The organism is Streptomyces sp. NPDC018693 (genome assembly GCF_044391385.1).
In the GTDB taxonomy this organism is placed as follows: Bacteria; Actinomycetota; Actinomycetes; order Streptomycetales; family Streptomycetaceae; genus Streptomyces.
Map to the genome: position 1 here is coordinate 425915 of NZ_JBIRZZ010000006.1, position 16912 is coordinate 442826.

Here is a 16912-nt window from a genome sequence, read left to right on the forward strand (position 1 = left end):
CGATCAGTCGAACCAGCCCTGCGGCGAGGGGTTGGTGTTGCGCCAGATGTGCTTGGTCTCGCGGTACTCCGCGAGACCGGCCGGCCCCAGCTCACGCCCGGTGCCGGACTGCTTGACGCCGCCCCATTCCGCCTGCGGCACGTAGGGGTGGTAGTCGTTGATCCACACCGTGCCGAGCCGCAGCCGGGACGCCACCCGGTGCGCCTTCGCCTCGTCGCGGGTGAACACCGCGCCCGCGAGACCGTAGATGCTGTCGTTGGCGAGCCGCACCGCGTGGTCCTCGTCGGTGAACCGCTCCACGGTCAGCACCGGTCCGAAGGACTCCTCCCGGACGACCGACATGCCGCTGGTGCACTCGTCCAGGACGGTCGGCAGGTAGTAGAAGCCCCGCGCGTACGCGTCGCCGTCGGGTCGCGCCCCGCCGCAGCGCAGCACCGCGCCCTCCTCGACGCCCCCGGCGACGTACGCCTCGACCTTGTCGCGGTGCGCCGCCGAGATCAGCGGGCCGGTCTGCGCCCGCTCGTCGAAGGGCCCGCCCAGCCGGATCCGCTCCGCGCGGCGCACCACCTCGTCGACGAACCGGTCGTGCAGGGAGTCCTCGACCAGCAGCCGCGCACCCGCCGAGCAGACCTGCCCGGAGTGCAGGAACACGGCGGTCAGTGCCATGTCGACGGCCGTGTCGAAGTCGGCGTCGGCGAACACCACGTTGGGGTTCTTGCCGCCGAGTTCGAGCGCGACCTTCTTCACCGTGCCGGCCGCGGCGGCCATCAGGCGGCGGCCGGTCTGCAGCCCGCCCGTGAAGGACACCAGGTCGACGTCCGGGTGGTCACCGAGTGGCGCGCCCGCCTCCGGGCCGGCTCCCAGCACCAGGTTGGCGACGCCCGCCGGCAGCCCGGCCTCCTCCAGCAGCCGCATCAGATGGATCGCGGTGTGCGGGGTCAGCTCGCTCGGCTTCAGCACGAACGTGTTGCCCGCGCCCAGCGCCGGCGCCACCTTCCACGCCGTCTGCAGCAGTGGGTAGTTCCACGGCGTGATCAGCCCGCAGACCCCGACCGGCTCGTACACCACCCGGCTGTCGGCGTTCGCCACGCCGGTGTCGATGACCCGGCCCGTCTCGGTGGCCACCAGCCGCCCGAAGTAGCGGAAGCAGGCGATCACGTCGTGGACGTCGTACTCGCTCTCCACCAGGCGCTTGCCGGTGTCGAGCGACTCGGCGCGGGCCAGCGCGGCGCGGTCGCGGTCCATCAGGTCGGCGACCCGCAGCAGCAGGTCGCCGCGCTCGACGGCGGAGGTGTGCGGCCAGGGGCCGTGGTCGAACGCCTGCCGGGCGGCGGCGATGGCCTCGGCGGTGTCCTTGCCGCCCGCCTCGTCGACGACGGCGACCAGACTGCCGTCGGCGGGACAGCGGATCTCCCGGGTCCGCCCGTCGCGCGGGGCGGTCCAGGTACCGCCGATGAACAGGTCCGGCATTGCCGTTCCTTCCTGTGGTTCGTGCGTGATGCTGCTGGGGCCGGTTACGGCAGCCAGGACTTGACGACGTCCGGGTGGGCCTCCACCCACTTCTTCGCCGCCTCGCTCGCGGACAGCTTGTCCTGGGTGATCATCTTGGCGACCTCGTTCTGGTCGTCGGCCGTCCACTTGAAGTTCTTGAGGAACTGGGCCGCCTTGCCGCCGTCCTTGGCGAAGTCGGCGTTGAGCCACTTCTGCAGCGGGGTGTTGGGGTAGGCGCAGGCGACCTTCTTCGGGTCGGCGTCGCAGCCCTCCTTGTACTCGGGCAGCTTCACCTCCACCAGCTCCACCTGGGCGTTCAGCCACTGCGGGGTCCACCAGTAGGTGAGGAAGGGCTTCTTGGCCTTGTAGTTCTGCTGGATCTGGGTGATCTGGGCGGCCTCGGAGCCGGCGTAGACCGTCTTCAGGTCCAGGTCCAGGTTCTTGATGATGGCGTCGTCGAACGTGACGTAGTCCGGCGAGCCCTCCAGCAGCTGGCCCTTGCCGCCGCTCTCGGAGGTCTTCAGCTGGTCCGCGTACTTGTTGAGGCTCTTGTAGTCGGTGACGTCCGGGTTGGCGTCCGCCCAGTACTTGGGCACGAACCAGCCGATGTGACCGGTGACGCCGAGGTCACCGCCCGGGACGACGGTCTTCTGCTTCTCGACGTACTGCTGCTCCTGCTCGGGGTGGCCCCAGTCCTCCAGGATGGCGTCGATCGTGCCCTTGCCGAGCGCGTCCCAGGCGATGACCTCGCCCATCTGCTTGGTGGCGACCTTGTAGCCGAGCTCCGTCTCCAGGACGTACTTGGCGACGGCCGCGTTGGCCTCGGCACCCACCCAGGACGGGACGGTGAGGGTGACGGTGTCGGTGCTGCCGGCGCTGGTCGACTTGCCGGTGTCGGCGGCGCCGCAGCCGGCGACGGTCGTGAGCGTCAGCCCGGCGACGAGGGCGAGGACGCGGCGCTGTCTGATGTGCATGTGATTCTTCCTCAACTTTCCGGAACAAAAAATGGGGGGGGACGGAGTTCAGCGGTCCGTGCCGCGCGACGCGGCGGGCTGGGTGACCCGGTCCAGGACCAGGCCGAGGCAGACGATCGCGGCGCCCGCGACCAGGCCGACGCCCAGGTCACCGCGGGACAGGCCGTACACGACGTCGTAGCCGAGCGCACCGCCGCCGACGAGGCCGCCGACGATGACGACCGCGAGGACCAGCACCACGCCCTGGTTGACGGCGAGCAGCAGCGCGGGCCGGGCCAGTGGCAGCTGCACCTGGCGCAGTTGCTGCGCGCCGGTCGCGCCGAGCGAGCGGGCCGCCTCCAGCGCGGCCGGGTCGGTCTGCTTCACGCCCTGCGTGGTGATGCGGACCACGGCGGGCAGGGCGTAGGCGACGGCCGCGGTGATGGCGGCGGCGCGGCCCACCCCGAACAGGGCGACGACCGGGATGAGATAGACGAACTGGGGCAGCGTCTGGAGCACGTCCAGGACGGGCCGCAGCGCCCGCTCCAGCCAGCCGACCCGGGCGGCCAGGACACCGATGGCGACACCCAGCAACAGCGCCAGCGCCAGCGCGGCCAGCACCTGCGACAGCGTGTCCAGGGTCTGCGGCCACACCCCCAGCACCCCGGTGACGGCGAGTGCGGCCGTCGCGCCCAGCGCGGCGCGCCAGGTACCGACCAGCAGCGCGAGAGCGGCGACGAGCAGCAGCAGCGACCACCAGGGAGCACCCTGCAGCGCACTGCGCAGGGGGTTGAGGACCCAGGAGGTGAAGTTCGACGCCCACACCTCCGTCCCGCCCAGCACGGGCACACCGGAGTGCAGGTTGTCGACCATCCACTCCTGGAAGGAGTTGACGGAGCCGGAGATGTCCAGCGTCCAGGCGTCCGGCCAGCGCGCCGCGCCCGCGGCCCTGCCCGCGACGAACGCGGCGACGGTACCGGCGGCGGCCAGCGCCCAGGCCGGGCCGCCGTGCAACAGCCGCGGTCCGTCGGCCACGGGCGCGCCGATCCGCTCGCCCGCCGCCTCGGTCGTACGGTCCAGCCATACGGCGATCAGCACGATCGGGATGCCCGCGGCGAGCGCCGCGCCGACGTCGACCGTCGCGAGCGCCGAGTACACCTCGTCGCCGAGGCCGCCGGCGCCGATCACGGAGGCGATGACGACCATGGACAGCGCCATCATGATGGTCTGGTTGAGGCCCAGCAGCAGCTCCTTGCGGGCCAGCGGCAGCCGAGCCTTCAGCAGCTGCTGGCGGGAGTCCGCGCCCAGCGACAGGGACGCCTCCAGCACGGACGGGTCCGCGCCGCGCAGCCCGAGGGAGGTGAGCCGGGCCATCGGCGGGGCCGCGTAGATGACGGTGGCCAGCAGCGCGGCGGGCGAGCCGGTGCCGAAGACCAGCACGAACGGCAGCAGATAGGCGAAGGCCGGGAGCACCTGCATGGTGTCCAGGACGGGTCGCAGCGCCCGGTCCACGCGCGGGAACAGGCCCGCGGCCAGGCCCAGCAGGAAGCCGACCAGCGCGGAGACGGCGACCGCGACGATCATCAGGGCCAGCGTCAGCATCGCCGGGTCCCACATGCCGAGCAGTCCGCAGCCGGCGAAGGCGCCCAGCGCGATCGCCGCGACCTTCGCCCCGGCCCGGCCCGCGCCCGCCGCGCACCACGCCAGTAGTACGGCCGCCGCGGTCAAGCCGGGCCAGCCGAGGCCGTCCAGCACGGCGTACACCCCGTCGACGGCGTCGACCGTGGTGTTGCTGATGTGCAGCAGGAAGTACAGGAACAGCGGGCTGGTGTCCCGGTTGTCCACGATCCACTGGCTGAGGTCGTCCAGCGGCCCGGACACATCCACGCCGAGGCCGTTCGGCCAGGATCCGCTGCCCCACAGCACGGCGGCGAACGGCACCAGGACGACGGCCACGGCCGCCAGGCCGACGAGCCGCCGGCCGAGAGGGGGCAGCACCGCGAGTCGGCGCAGCAGCAGGGCGCGGGTGGCGGCGCCGGACGTCGGGCCCGGTGGGGAGACGTCGCGCTCGGAGGTCTGTTTCTCGGGTACGAGCGTGCTCATCGTCATCTCACCCCCGCCGGCTCGGGGTCCAGTCCCGCGACGACCGCCAGCAGGTTGGTGTGGTCGACGACGCCCAGACAGCGGTCGTCCTCCACCACGCAGGCGGCGCTGCCACTGCGGGCCACGGTCTCGATGGCGGACGCGACGACGGTGTCGGGGGAGAGGGCACCGGGGTGTTCGGTGCCGCCGCAGTCGCCCGGGCGCATGGCGCTGCGCACCGTGATGACCTGCTCGCGGGGCACGTCGCGCACGAAGTCGCGCACATAGTCGTCGGCGGGCGTCGCGACGATCTCCTCCGGCGTGCCGCACTGCACGATCTCGCCGCCCCGCATCAGCGCGATGCGGTCGCCGAGCCGCAGGGCCTCCTGCAGGTCGTGGGTGATGAAGACCATGGTGCGGCCCTCCTCGCGGTGCAGCCGGATCACCTCCTCCTGCATGTCGCGCCGGATCAGCGGGTCGAGCGCGCTGAACGGCTCGTCGAACAGCAGGACCTCGGGATCCACGGCCAGCGCCCGGGCGAGCCCGACGCGCTGCTGCTGTCCGCCGGAGAGCTGGGCCGGACGCCGGTGCTCCATGCCCTCCAGGCCGACCTTGGCGACGACCTTCATGGCCGCCGCGCGCCGCTCCACCTTGCCGAGGCCCTGGATCTCCAGGCCGTACGCCACGTTGTCGAGCACCGAGCGGTGCGGCAGCAGACCGAAGTGCTGGAAGACCATGGCGGCCCGGTGCCGGCGCAGTTCACGCAGCCGGGTCCGGTCCATCGCCCGCACGTCCTCGCCGTCGATCTCCAGCGCGCCGGAGGTCGGCTCGATGAGCCGGGTCAGACAGCGCACCAGAGTGGACTTGCCGGAGCCTGACAGGCCCATGACGACGAAGACCTCGCCCTTGCGGACGTCGAAGGACACGTCCCGGACGGCGACCGTGCAGCCGGTCCGACGGCGCAGCTCGTCGGCCGGCAGGCCGGCCAGCTCGGTGCCGGGGACACGCTCCGCCTTGGGGCCGAAGACCTTCCAGAGGTTGCGCACCGAGAAGACGGGCGGCGGTGCGTCGTCGGTCGAGGGCGCCGGATTTCGCGCGGCTTCCTTCTGCGGGCTGGACATCAGGCATCGACTCCCGGGTGCGTCGGCCGAGTGAGCAGGTCGGCGCACTTCTCGCCGACCATGAGGACCCCGATCATCGGATTGACGGCGGGGATGGTGGGGAACACGGAGGCGTCCGCGACGCGGATGCCGCGCAGGCCGTGCACGCGCAGGTCGGGGCCCACGACGGCGAGCGGGTCGTCGGCGGCGCCGATCCGGCAGGTGCCCGCCGGGTGGTACACGGTGTGCGCCACCTTGCGGGCGTACTCGCTGAGCTCCTCGTCGCCGGTCACCTCGGGGCCGGGGCACACCTCGCGCTTGAGCCAGCCGGCCAGCGGCTCGGTCCTGGCGATCTCGCGGGCGATGCGGATGCCGTCGACGAGGGTCCGGCCGTCGTGGTCGTCCTCGTCGGTGAAGTAGCGGAAGTCGAGCGCCGGCTTCACGGACGGGTCGGCGCTGGTCAGACAGAGTCGGCCCCGGCTGCGGGGCTTGGGGATGTTCGGCGTCATCGACACCCCGTACGGGGGCTTCTCGTACCCGAGCCGCTCGGGGTTGTCGGTGAACGGGATTTGGTAGAAGTGGAACATCAGGTCCGGGCCCTCGGAGGCGGGGTCCCGGCGCACGAACAGGCCGGCGTCGGAGTCCATCGCGGAGTTCTCCGGTATGGGGCCGTGCGTCTCCCACACGATGACCGACTCGGGGTGGTCGAGCAGGTTCTCGCCGACGCCGGGCAGATCGTGGATCACGGGGATGCCGAGCGCCGCCAGGTCCTCCTTGGGGCCGATGCCGGACAGCATCAGCAGCCGCGGGGTGTCCACGGCACCCGCGCAGACGATCACCTCACGCGCGGCGTTGACGGTCTTCTCGGTCCCGTCGGCGGTGCGCACCCGCACGCCGCTCACCCGGTCACCGTCGGTCTCCAACCGGAACGCCCAGGTCTCCAGCATGAGGTGGAGGTTCGGCCGGTCGAGGAAGGGGTGCAGATACGCCACCGAGGCCGAGGAGCGCTTGTTGTTCTCGGGGTGGTAGGCGAGGTCGAAGAAGCCGACGCCCTCGTGGAACGGCTCCTTGTTGAAGCCCTCGACGCGCGGCACACCGGTGGCCTGCCGCGCGGCCTCGACGAAGTCGCGGGCGATGGCGTTGCGGTCCTTCTCGTCCACCGCGACGATGTTGTTCAGCAGCCGGTCGTAGTACGGGTCCATGCTGGCCGCGTCCCAGCCCTCGGCTCCGGCCTCGACCCACTCCGCCCAGTCGGACGGCAGCGGCTTGAAGCTGATCAGGGTGTTGTGGGACGAGCAGCCGCCGAGGACGCGGGCGCGGCTGTGGCGGATGTGGGAGTTGCCGCGCGGCTGCTCGGTGGTCGGGTAGTCGTAGTCGAGTTCACCACCGAGCAGGCCGAGCCAGCGGCGCAGCGTCAGCACCTCGGGGCGGTCCACATCGGACGGTCCGCCCTCGATGACCGCTACGCTGACCTGCGGGTCCTCGGTGATCCGTGACGCGATCACGGATCCGGCCGTACCGCCGCCGATGACGACGTAGTCGTAAGTGTCCTGCTCGGGCATGGGGTTCCTGCTCCTTGTCGTGCGGGCCGGACGACTTTTCCGGCTCCCCATGTCCGGTCAGGTTGTTGACCGGACATGGGACGGGGCGCCTGCCCTGCTCTTTCTGGGTCATTCGAATTCAGCGTCGAATGTGGCACTCGTCACATCAACGGGATTTCCTCTGCCCCAAGTTGTCCGATAGGTCAGAAATGGGGGACCCGAATGCGGCGCTCGGAGGTGTCGGCGCACCCCGGCGCTCGACGGTGACTGCGGCACGGGCCTCGTGGGCACGGCATGCTCCTCTGTTGTTGCGCAATACACGATGGCTTGCGCGATGGGGAACATAGTGGGAACGCCGCCGATAGCCCGTCAAGAGGGGCGAGTTAACCCTTGGCAAAAGGAATGGCCCGGCCGAAACCCGCCCGACACACAGTGGCGTGAACGCCCCGGGTGACGGAGTTCCGGCCGAGCCGACTGCCCGTCAGAGGCCGTATCCCCCATACGGCGGGGCAGTGAGGTGATGCTGCGGGCCCGCATGATGCTGGGCGCCGCGTCGAAGTGTCCTGTGCTCGGAAGGTGTCGACGGCCGCCGGGCCGAACGGCACAGGGTTGTCGCCAACCGGGCGGAGAAGAAGTCGGAGGAGCGGGGTGGAGCCCCGCGTGGTGACGGCCCGAGGCCCGTGGCTCACGGATGCGACAGCTGCCCCGCCCCACCCCGCCCGCGTATCCGCTCCTGGGCGCGCTCCGCGGCCCGCTCCTGCCGTCGGACCCGGCGCCGCTCCCGGCGCAGTGCGCGGGCGGTACTGCTCGGCGTCGACACGACCCCGTTGCGCTGCTTCCACACCTGCCGCGTCACCCAGACGTCGAGCACGGCCCACGTCGCCACCACGGTGCTCACCACACTGCTGATCACCATGGGAAATGTCAGCCAGGATCCGGCCATCGTGCACAGGTAGGCCACCATCGCCTGCAACAGCGTCACGGCGATCAGGATCACCGAGCGGACCGCGGCTGCCCGCACCGGATCCGGCATCCGCCGGCGCCGCGCCGGCTCCTCGACCCACAGCGGCCGATGGGCAGGCTGCTCCCGCCGCGCCCAGGCCGGCCCGTTCCGCCGCGCGCCGGCGTCTCCCCCTGCCCACACAGTCCTGTCCCCCGTCCACGCCGGAACGCCGCGTCGGTCCCTCACCCCGCGGCCACTTGCCGGAATGTCGCGATCCGGCGCCCCGGGGTGCCGCTGCGCCGCCCCGTCCACCGCAGTGCCGCCCTCAGGTGTCTCGCGCCGCTCCGCCGTGCCCATCAACGTGTCACTCCCCACCGCCAGCAGACCGCTCGCCCCGGCATGACATCCGGCTCCCCAGTGGCTGCCCGGCTTGCGCTGTTTTACGCCGCCGAGGTGCGGCATGCGGCCCATGTGGCCGATTCCGCCCCCAATTCCCTAGGAGAAGGACGAACAAGACGCCCCGAAGATTCCCAAGGGACGATAAATTCCGGCCAATCCACCGACGGGTACCCCGCCGTCGCCTCCTGCCCGCACCGCCGGAGCCAGGGAAGCAATCTCCCTCAATGCCCCGACACCTCCCCATCTCCGGGCGCACGTGCGGAAGTTCTGCTTCCGGACGGCTCTTCGAGTTAACTGTGTGACGGTAGTAGGCTCGCGGCGTTTGTTGACGCACATGCGTGCCCCCCTTTCCACCGGGGGTTCGAGCTGGGGGAGACCATGCGCTTTCGCGGGAAGTCGATCCGCCGGAAGATCGTGGCGCTGCTTCTCGTGCCGCTCGTGTCCCTGACCGCCATCTGGGGCTTCGCCACGGTACTCACGGGACGCGAGGCGAGCCGGCTGTTCACCGTCTCCTCCCTGATGGAGAAGGTCGGTTACCCCGTCGAGGACACCATTCGCGTCATCCAGCAGGAACGCCGCCAGACCCTGGTCTATCTCGCAGACCCCCGCGCCGCCGACGCGCTCACCGCGCTCCGCCGCACCCGCGCCGCCACGGACAGGACCGTCGCCGAACTCCGCGCGAACGCCGGCGACCCCGACCTGCGCGACATCCTGAACCAGGACGACAGCGACGGCCTCACCGCCATCCTGGACGCCCTCGACGGCGTCGACTCCCTGCGTGGCAGCGTCGAGCAGGGCACCGTCACCCGCGCCCAGGCCCTCGACCTCTACAACAAGCTCGTCGACCCCGGCTACGAACTGCTCTCCAAGCTCGACGCCGTCGACAGCGTCGAACTGGACAAGCAGTACCGGGCCCTGGTCCACGCCGCCCGCGCCCGTGAACTGCTCTCCCGCGAGGACGCCCTGCTCGGCTCCGCCCTCGTCGTGGGCAAGCTGACCCGCGACGAGATCCGCGCCGTCTCCGACCTGGAGGCCCAGCGGCGGGCGGTCTACGACATCAGCCTGCCCCAGCTGCCGACCGCGGAACGCGAACGCTACGAACGCTTCTGGAGCAACGCCACCACCGCCCCGCTGCGCACCGCGGAGAAAGCCGTCGTCGTCACCGAACCGGGCGGCATGCCACGCGGCGTCACCGCCAAGAGCTGGGACACCGCCGCCGGGAACGCGCTCGACGAACTCGGCACCCTCGACGAGCAGGCACACGACCGCTACCAGGACCGCGTCCGCCCGGACGCGATCGAGGTCATCGTGAAGGCCGCCGTCGCCGGTGTCCTCGGCCTGATCGCCCTGCTGGTCTCCCTCTTCCTGTCGGTGCGCGTCGGCCGCGGCCTCATCCGTGATCTGCGCCAGCTGCGGCTGGACGCCCACGAGGCGTCCGGCGTCCGGCTGCCGAGCGTGATGCGCCGCCTGTCCGCGGGCGAACAGGTCGACGTGGAGACCGAAGTGCCCCGCCTGGAGTACGACAAGAACGAGATCGGCGAGGTCGGCCAGGCCCTCAACACCCTTCAGCGCGCCGCCGTCGAGGCCGCCGTCAAGCAGGCCGAACTGCGCGCAGGCGTCTCCGAGGTCTTCGTCAACCTCGCCCGACGCAGCCAGGTCCTCCTCCACAAGCAGCTCACGCTCCTCGACACCATGGAGCGCCGCACCGAGGACACCGAGGAACTCGCCGACCTCTTCCGCCTCGACCACCTCACCACCCGCATGCGCCGCCACGCCGAGGGCCTGGTGATCCTCTCCGGCGCCGCTCCCTCCCGCCAGTGGCGCAAGCCCGTCCAGCTCATGGACATCGTGCGGGCCGCCGTCGCCGAGGTCGAGGACTACGAACGCGTCGAGGTCCGCCGCCTGCCACGGGTCGCCGTCACCGGCCCGGCCGTCGCCGACCTCACCCACCTGGTGGCCGAACTCCTCGAGAACGCCACGGTGTTCTCCCCACCGCACACCGCCGTCCAGGTCCTGGGCGAACGCGTCGCCAACGGATTCACGCTGGAGATCCACGACCGGGGCCTCGGCATGGCACCCGAAGCCCTCCTGGACGCCAACCTCCGGCTCGCCGAGACCCCGGAGTTCGAGCTGTCCGACACCGACCGGCTCGGCCTGTTCGTGGTCAGCCGGCTCGCCCAGCGCCAGAACGTCCGCGTCTCCCTGCAGCCCTCGCCCTACGGCGGCACGACAGCCGTCGTGTTCATCCCCGACACCCTGCTGACGGACGACGTCCCCGACACCAACGGCATCGGCTTCCGCCTCGACCGCCCACGGCCCCCCAAGGAGGAGGAACCCGTCGAAGGCCGCAGGCCCACGCTCTCCCCGGCATCCGTACGCCTCCCCGGACTTCCCGGCCCCCTGCTGGACGGCCCGGTCGAACTCGAGGCCCCCGTCGACCTGGACGCCTCCGTCGGCCTCGACGCCCTCGGCGACTTCCCCGACGGCCTGCCGGACGACGGCGAACACGGCGCCCTGTTCCGCCCGCGCCACAGCCTCCGGCGCGCCCAGGACAACCGCACGGCCCCCGCCGACAACCTCGACCGAGGCGCGGCGGACCCCGTCGGCAACGAGGCCGGAGCGCCCGTGTCCCTGCCGCGCCGCCACACCCCCAAGCTCGTCAGCTCCCACGGCCGTCCCGTCGGAGACCAGCGCCCCTGGCGGCCGGAGCCGGACAAGGACGCGGCTTCCAGCCGGCCGGAGGACACCCCGGCAGCCCTGCCGACGCGCCGCCGGGGCACAACGGCCCAGATTCCCCGGGCCGACGCCACGCCCGAGCAGCCCACCGAGCACCCGGGGCGCCAGGCCGGACCCGGGCGCGCCTTCGACAAACCGGGCGAGCCGCCGTCGCTGCCACGGCGCGCCCGGCAGAACACGACCGCGTCCGACCAGCGCGGTGACTCCGTGCAGCGGCCCGGAGCCGACACCCAACGGCACCCCGGCGCCCTGCCGAGCGGACCGGACGGCACCGGCCGACGACCCTCGGCGCACGAACCCGGCACAGCATCCGGAGCCCTGCCACGGCGCGTCCGCCAGGCGAGCCTCGCCCCACAGCTGAGGCAGGGCCCCGCACGGGGCGACGAGGAGCGACCCGACCTCGCCGACCGCGACGCCGACGAAGTCCGCAGCCGTATGGCCTCCCTGCAGCGGGGCTGGCAGCGCGGCCGCGCAGAGAACGCCGCGGGCGACGACGCCCACAGCGGCACAGCACCACGAGGAACTAAGGGGGACGGTCGATGACCGCACCGAAGGCGACCGGCCACACCACGACCGAAGGACGCGAGCTGAACTGGCTCCTCGACGAGCTCGTCGACCGCGTGGCCAGCATCCGCAAGGCCGTCGTCCTCTCCAGCGACGGACTGGCGACGGGTGTGTCCAAGGACCTGACCAGAGAGGACAGCGAGCACCTGGCCGCTGTGGCGTCCGGGTTCCACAGCCTCGCCAAGGGCGTGGGCCGCCACTTCGAGGCGGGCAGTGTCCGGCAGACCGTCGTCGAGCTCGACGACGCCTTCCTGTTCGTGACCGCCGCCGGCGACGGCTCCTGCCTCGCCGTCCTCTCCGACGCCGACTCCGACGTCGGCCAGGTCGCCTATGAGATGACGCTGCTCGTCAAGCGGGTCGGCGTCCACCTGGGCACGAACCGGCGCACCGATCTGCCCTCCGGCGGGTAGTGGGATGGCATGAGCACAGACGGTCAGGGAAGCAGCCACTGGTTCGATGACGAGGCAGGGCCGGTCGTGCGTCCGTACGCCATGACGCGCGGCCGTACCAGCCACGTCGGCCAGCACCGCCTCGATCTGATCGCGGTGGTCGTCACCGAGCCCCACGCGGACGACCCGGACACGGACCCCTCGCTGTCCCCGGAACACGTGGACATCGTCGGCCTGTGCCGGGACACCCCGCAGTCGGTCGCCGAACTCGCCGCCGAACTCGACCTTCCCATCGGAGTGGTACGGGTCCTCGTCGGCGATCTGGTGGACGCGGAATTCGTCCATGTGAACCGGCCCGTACCCCCTGCCGAACTGCCGGACGAGAGTATTCTGCGCGACGTGATCAACGGCCTCCGGGCGCTGTGAACAGCGCGGAAGCGGGGTGAAGACGTGACAGGCTGGCAGTTCTGGGTGGATCGGGGCGGCACCTTCACCGACATCGTCGCGCGCCGCCCGGACGGCCGGCTGCTGACCCACAAGCTGCTGTCGGAGAACCCGGCCCGGTACTCCGACGCGGCCGTGGCCGGCGTACGTGAACTGCTGGACGGCTCGACGGACCCCGTCGACGCCGTCCGCATGGGCACGACGGTCGCCACCAACGCCCTGCTGGAACGCAAGGGCGAACGCACCCTCCTCGTCATCACCCGCGGCTTCCGCGACGCCCCGCGCATCGCCTACCAGAACCGCCCGCACATCTTCGCCCGCCGCATCGACCTGCCCGAACTGCTCCACGAGCGGGTCGTCGAGGTCGACGAACGCATCGCCGTGAACGGCACGGTCCTGCGCGCCCCCGATCTCGAAGCTCTCGCCGGCCCCCTCCAGCAGGCGTACGACGACGGGATCCGGGCCGTCGCCGTGGTCTGCCTGCACAGCCACCTGCACCCCGCCCACGAGCAGGTGGTGGGAGCCCTGGCCGAGCGGATCGGCTTCCCGCAGATCTCGCTGTCCAGCGAGGTCAGCCCGCTGATGAAACTCGTCCCGCGCACGGACACCGCCGTCGTCGACGCCTACCTCTCGCCCGTCCTGCGCCGCTACGTCCGGCAGGTCGCCGACGAACTGCGCGGCGTACGGCTGATGTTCATGCAGTCCAACGGCGGGCTCGCCGAGGCCGGGCAGTTCCGCGGCAAGGACGCCGTCCTGTCCGGGCCCGCGGGCGGCATCGTCGGCATGGCCCGCATGTCCCAGCTCGCCGGCTTCGACCACGTCATCGGCTTCGACATGGGCGGCACCTCCACCGACGTCTCCCACTTCGCCGGCGAGTACGAGCGTGTCTTCACCACCCAGATCGCCGGCGTCCGGCTGCGCGCCCCCATGCTGGACATCCACACGGTCGCCGCGGGCGGCGGCTCCGTCCTCCACTTCGACGGCTCGCGCTACCGCGTAGGGCCGGACTCGGCGGGCGCGGACCCGGGTCCCGCCTGCTACCGCGGCGGCGGGCCGCTCGCCGTCACCGACGCCAACGTGATGCTCGGCCGCATCCAGCCCGCCCACTTCCCGGCCGTCTTCGGCCCCGACGGCGACCAGCCCCTCGACGACACCCTCGTCCGCGCACGCTTCACCGCCCTCGCGCACGAGATCCGTAAGCGCACCGGCGACGACCGCACCCCCGAGCAGGTCGCCGAGGGCTACCTCCAGATCGCCGTCGCCAACATCGCCAACGCCGTCAAGCGGATCTCCGTCCAGAAGGGCCACGACATCACCCGCTACGCCCTCACCACCTTCGGTGGTGCGGGCGGACAGCACGCGTGCGCGGTCGCCGACTCGCTGGGCATCCGCACCGTCCTGGTGCCGCCCATGGCCGGTGTCCTGTCCGCGCTCGGCATCGGCCTCGCCGACACCACCGCCATGCGCGAACAGTCCGCCGAGGCACCCCTGGAAGCCGCCGCCCTGCCCGGCGTCCTCAAGACCGCCGCCGACCTGGAGGCGGCCGCCCGCGCCGAACTCCTCGCCGAGGACATCCCCGGCGAGAGCATCCGCGTCACCCGCCGCGCCCAACTCCGCTACGACGGCACCGACACCACCCTCACCGTCGAGCTGACCGAGCCCGACGCCATGCGGCACGCCTTCGAAGAGCGTCATCGCGCCACGTACTCCTTCACCCTCGACCGCCCGATCGTCGTCGAGGCCCTCTCCGTGGAAGCCACCGGCATCACCACACCCCCCGATCTGTCCGCCCTCGCCCCGTACGAAGGCCGCCCCGCCGCACCCGGGACCGTCCGCCTCCACACCGGCGGCACCTGGCGCGACGTACCCCTCCACCGCCGCGAGGCGCTGCCCCCCGGCGAGACCGTCACCGGCCCCGCGATCATCACCGAGGCCGGCGCGACGACCGTCGTCGACGACGGCTGGCGGGCCGCGGCGACCGACGACGGGCATCTGGTCATGGAACGCACGGCGATCACGCAGAGTTCCGAACTCGACACAGAAGCCGACCCGGTTCTGCTTGAGGTCTTCAACAACCTCTTCATGTCCATCGCCGAACAGATGGGTGCCCGGCTGGAGTCCACCGCCCAGTCGGTCAACATCAAGGAACGCCTCGACTTCTCCTGCGCCCTGTTCGACCCGGACGGAAACCTGGTGGCCAACGCACCGCACATCCCCGTCCACCTCGGCTCGATGGGCACCAGCGTCAAAGAGGTCATCCGGCGCCGCGCCGACGCCATGCGGCCCGGCGACACCTACGCCGTCAACGACCCGTACCACGGCGGCACCCACCTGCCCGACGTGACCGTGATCACCCCGGTCTTCGACACCGCGAACACGGACGGTGACCGGATCCTCTTCTATGTGGCCTCCCGCGGCCACCACGCCGAGATCGGCGGCATCGCCCCCGGCTCCATGCCCGCCCACAGCCGCACCATCGACGAGGAAGGCGTCCTCTTCGACAACTGGCTGCTCACCGAGAACGGCCGTTTCCGCGAGCAGGAGACCCTCCAGCTGCTCACCGAGGCCCCCTACCCCTCCCGCAACCCGAAGACCAACCTCGCCGACCTGCGCGCCCAGATCGCCGCCAACCAGAAGGGCGTCGACGAAGTGGGCCGCATGATCGAGCACTTCGGGCTCGACGTCGTACAGGCGTACATGCGGCACGTCCAGGACAACGCCGGGGAAGCCGTCCGCCGGGTCATCGACGCCCTCGACGACGGCGAGTACGCCTACGAGACCGACTCCGGCGCCGTCATCCGGGTACGCGTGCGCGTGGACCGCGAGAACCGCTCCGCCACGATCGACTTCACCGGCACGTCACCGCAGCTGGACGGCAACTTCAACGCCCCCTTCGCCGTCGTCAACGCCGCCGTCCTGTACGTCTTCCGCACCCTGGTCGACGACGACATCCCGCTCAACGACGGCTGTCTGCGCCCCCTGAACCTCGTGGTGCCGCCCGGCTCCCTGCTCGCACCCCGGCCGCCCGCCGCCGTCGTCGCCGGCAACGTCGAGACCTCCCAGGCGATCACCGGCGCCCTCTACGCGGCCCTGGGGGTGCAGGCCGAGGGCTCCGGCACCATGAACAACGTCACCTTCGGCAACAGCCGCCACCAGTACTACGAGACCGTCGCCTCCGGATCCGGCGCCGGCGACGGCTTCCCCGGCGCGAGCGTCGTCCAGACCCATATGACCAACTCCCGGCTCACCGACCCCGAGGTCCTGGAGTGGCGGCTGCCCGTCCGGCTGGAGGAGTTCACGGTCCGACGCGGCAGCGGCGGCGCCGGCCGGTGGCCCGGCGGGGACGGCGCGGTGCGCCGCATCCGCTTCCTGGAGCCCATGACCGTCTCCACCCTGTCCCAGCACCGCAGGGTGCCCCCGTACGGCATGGCGGGCGGCGAGCCCGGCGCGCTCGGCGCCAACCGCGTGGAACACGCGGACGGCACGGTCACCGAACTCGGCGGCAGCGACTCGGCCGACGTCCACGCCGACGACGTACTCGTCATCGAAACCCCCGGCGGCGGAGGCTACGGACCGCCGCCCACCGACCCCCATCGAGCAGGAGAAGAGACCGATGATCTTCGGGCGTTCTGAGCGCGGCAAGCCCCCGGTCGAGCCCGTCACGCTCAAGATCCTGGTGGCCGGCGGCTTCGGCGTCGGCAAGACCACCCTGGTGGGCGCCGTCAGCGAGATCAGGCCGCTGCGCACCGAGGAGTACCTCACCGAGGCCGGCCGTCCGGTCGACGACACCACGGGCGTGGAGGGCAAGCACACGACCACCGTCGCCATGGACTTCGGGCGCATCACCCTGCGCGAGGACCTGGTGCTCTACCTCTTCGGCACCCCCGGTCAGGAGCGGTTCTGGTTCATGTGGGACGAGCTGTCCGAGGGCGCGCTCGGTGCCGTCGTCCTCGCCGACACCCGCCGCCTGGAGGACTGCTTCGCCGCCGTCGACTACTTCGAGCGCCGCTCCCTACCGTTCGTCGTCGGCGTCAACTGCTTCGAGGGAGCCGCCCGTTACCCGGCCGAGGACGTCCGCCGGGCCCTCGACCTCGACGACGACATCCCCGTACTGCTGTGCGACGCCCGCGATCGACGGTCGGTCAAGGACATCCTCGTCGGCGTGGTCCAGCACGCCATGGACTACGGCACCGCACGCCGCCAGACCGTCACCACCTGAGCCACCCGCACCGGCGCGAACGCGGCCCGTACCCCCGCCGACCGGGGTACG

Annotated in this window: 11 protein-coding genes; 5 read left to right on the forward strand and 6 right to left on the reverse strand. The window is 71.6% G+C overall.

What is annotated here, in order from left to right:
* Positions 1–3: 3 nt before the first annotated feature.
* The 6 genes from ACH5AC_RS19380 to ACH5AC_RS19405 all read right to left on the reverse strand — a co-directional run bounded on the left by ACH5AC_RS19380 (position 4) and on the right by ACH5AC_RS19405 (position 8467).
* The gene (locus tag ACH5AC_RS19380; protein WP_398863106.1) at positions 4–1470 is read right to left on the reverse strand and encodes an aldehyde dehydrogenase family protein; all 1467 of its coding nucleotides are present in this window, start codon (positions 1468–1470) and stop codon (positions 4–6) included.
* 44 nt (positions 1471–1514) lie between these two features.
* Entirely contained in the window at positions 1515–2465 is a 951-nt protein-coding gene (locus ACH5AC_RS19385) for a glycine betaine ABC transporter substrate-binding protein (RefSeq protein ID WP_398863107.1), read from the reverse strand.
* A gap of 48 nt (positions 2466–2513) precedes the next feature.
* Complete coding sequence (locus tag ACH5AC_RS19390) at positions 2514–4547, reverse strand: ABC transporter permease subunit (protein WP_398863108.1); 2034 nt, start codon at positions 4545–4547, stop codon at positions 2514–2516.
* A 2-nt stretch (positions 4548–4549) separates the two neighbouring features.
* Positions 4550–5647, reverse strand: a complete 1098-nt coding sequence (locus ACH5AC_RS19395; RefSeq protein ID WP_398863109.1) for a glycine betaine/L-proline ABC transporter ATP-binding protein — start codon at positions 5645–5647, stop codon at positions 4550–4552.
* A complete protein-coding gene (locus ACH5AC_RS19400; protein WP_398863111.1) occupies positions 5647–7188 on the reverse strand; it encodes a GMC family oxidoreductase in 1542 nt (513 codons plus the stop codon). The genes ACH5AC_RS19395 and ACH5AC_RS19400 overlap by 1 nt, the downstream gene beginning before the upstream one ends.
* Before the next feature lie 664 nt (positions 7189–7852).
* The gene (locus ACH5AC_RS19405) at positions 7853–8467 is read right to left on the reverse strand and encodes a hypothetical protein (RefSeq protein WP_398863146.1); all 615 of its coding nucleotides are present in this window, start codon (positions 8465–8467) and stop codon (positions 7853–7855) included.
* A 420-nt stretch (positions 8468–8887) separates the two neighbouring features.
* Between ACH5AC_RS19405 and ACH5AC_RS19410 the strand changes: the two genes are divergently transcribed.
* The 5 genes from ACH5AC_RS19410 to ACH5AC_RS19430 are packed head-to-tail and all read left to right on the forward strand — an operon-like array spanning position 8888 to position 16861.
* Positions 8888–11788 carry a nitrate- and nitrite sensing domain-containing protein gene (locus tag ACH5AC_RS19410; protein ID WP_398863112.1) on the forward strand — a complete coding sequence of 967 codons (2901 nt, stop codon included), beginning with the start codon at positions 8888–8890 and terminating at the stop codon, positions 11786–11788.
* Entirely contained in the window at positions 11785–12219 is a 435-nt protein-coding gene (locus ACH5AC_RS19415) for a roadblock/LC7 domain-containing protein (RefSeq protein ID WP_398863113.1), read from the forward strand. The genes ACH5AC_RS19410 and ACH5AC_RS19415 overlap by 4 nt, the downstream gene beginning before the upstream one ends.
* A gap of 9 nt (positions 12220–12228) precedes the next feature.
* The gene (locus ACH5AC_RS19420) at positions 12229–12624 is read left to right on the forward strand and encodes a DUF742 domain-containing protein (protein ID WP_398863115.1); all 396 of its coding nucleotides are present in this window, start codon (positions 12229–12231) and stop codon (positions 12622–12624) included.
* 24 nt (positions 12625–12648) lie between these two features.
* Complete coding sequence (locus tag ACH5AC_RS19425) at positions 12649–16275, forward strand: hydantoinase B/oxoprolinase family protein (RefSeq protein ID WP_398863116.1); 3627 nt, start codon at positions 12649–12651, stop codon at positions 16273–16275.
* Positions 16256–16861 carry a GTP-binding protein gene (locus ACH5AC_RS19430; RefSeq protein ID WP_398863117.1) on the forward strand — a complete coding sequence of 202 codons (606 nt, stop codon included), beginning with the start codon at positions 16256–16258 and terminating at the stop codon, positions 16859–16861. Before ACH5AC_RS19425 ends, ACH5AC_RS19430 begins: the two co-directional genes overlap by 20 nt.
* Positions 16862–16912: the final 51 nt, after the last annotated feature.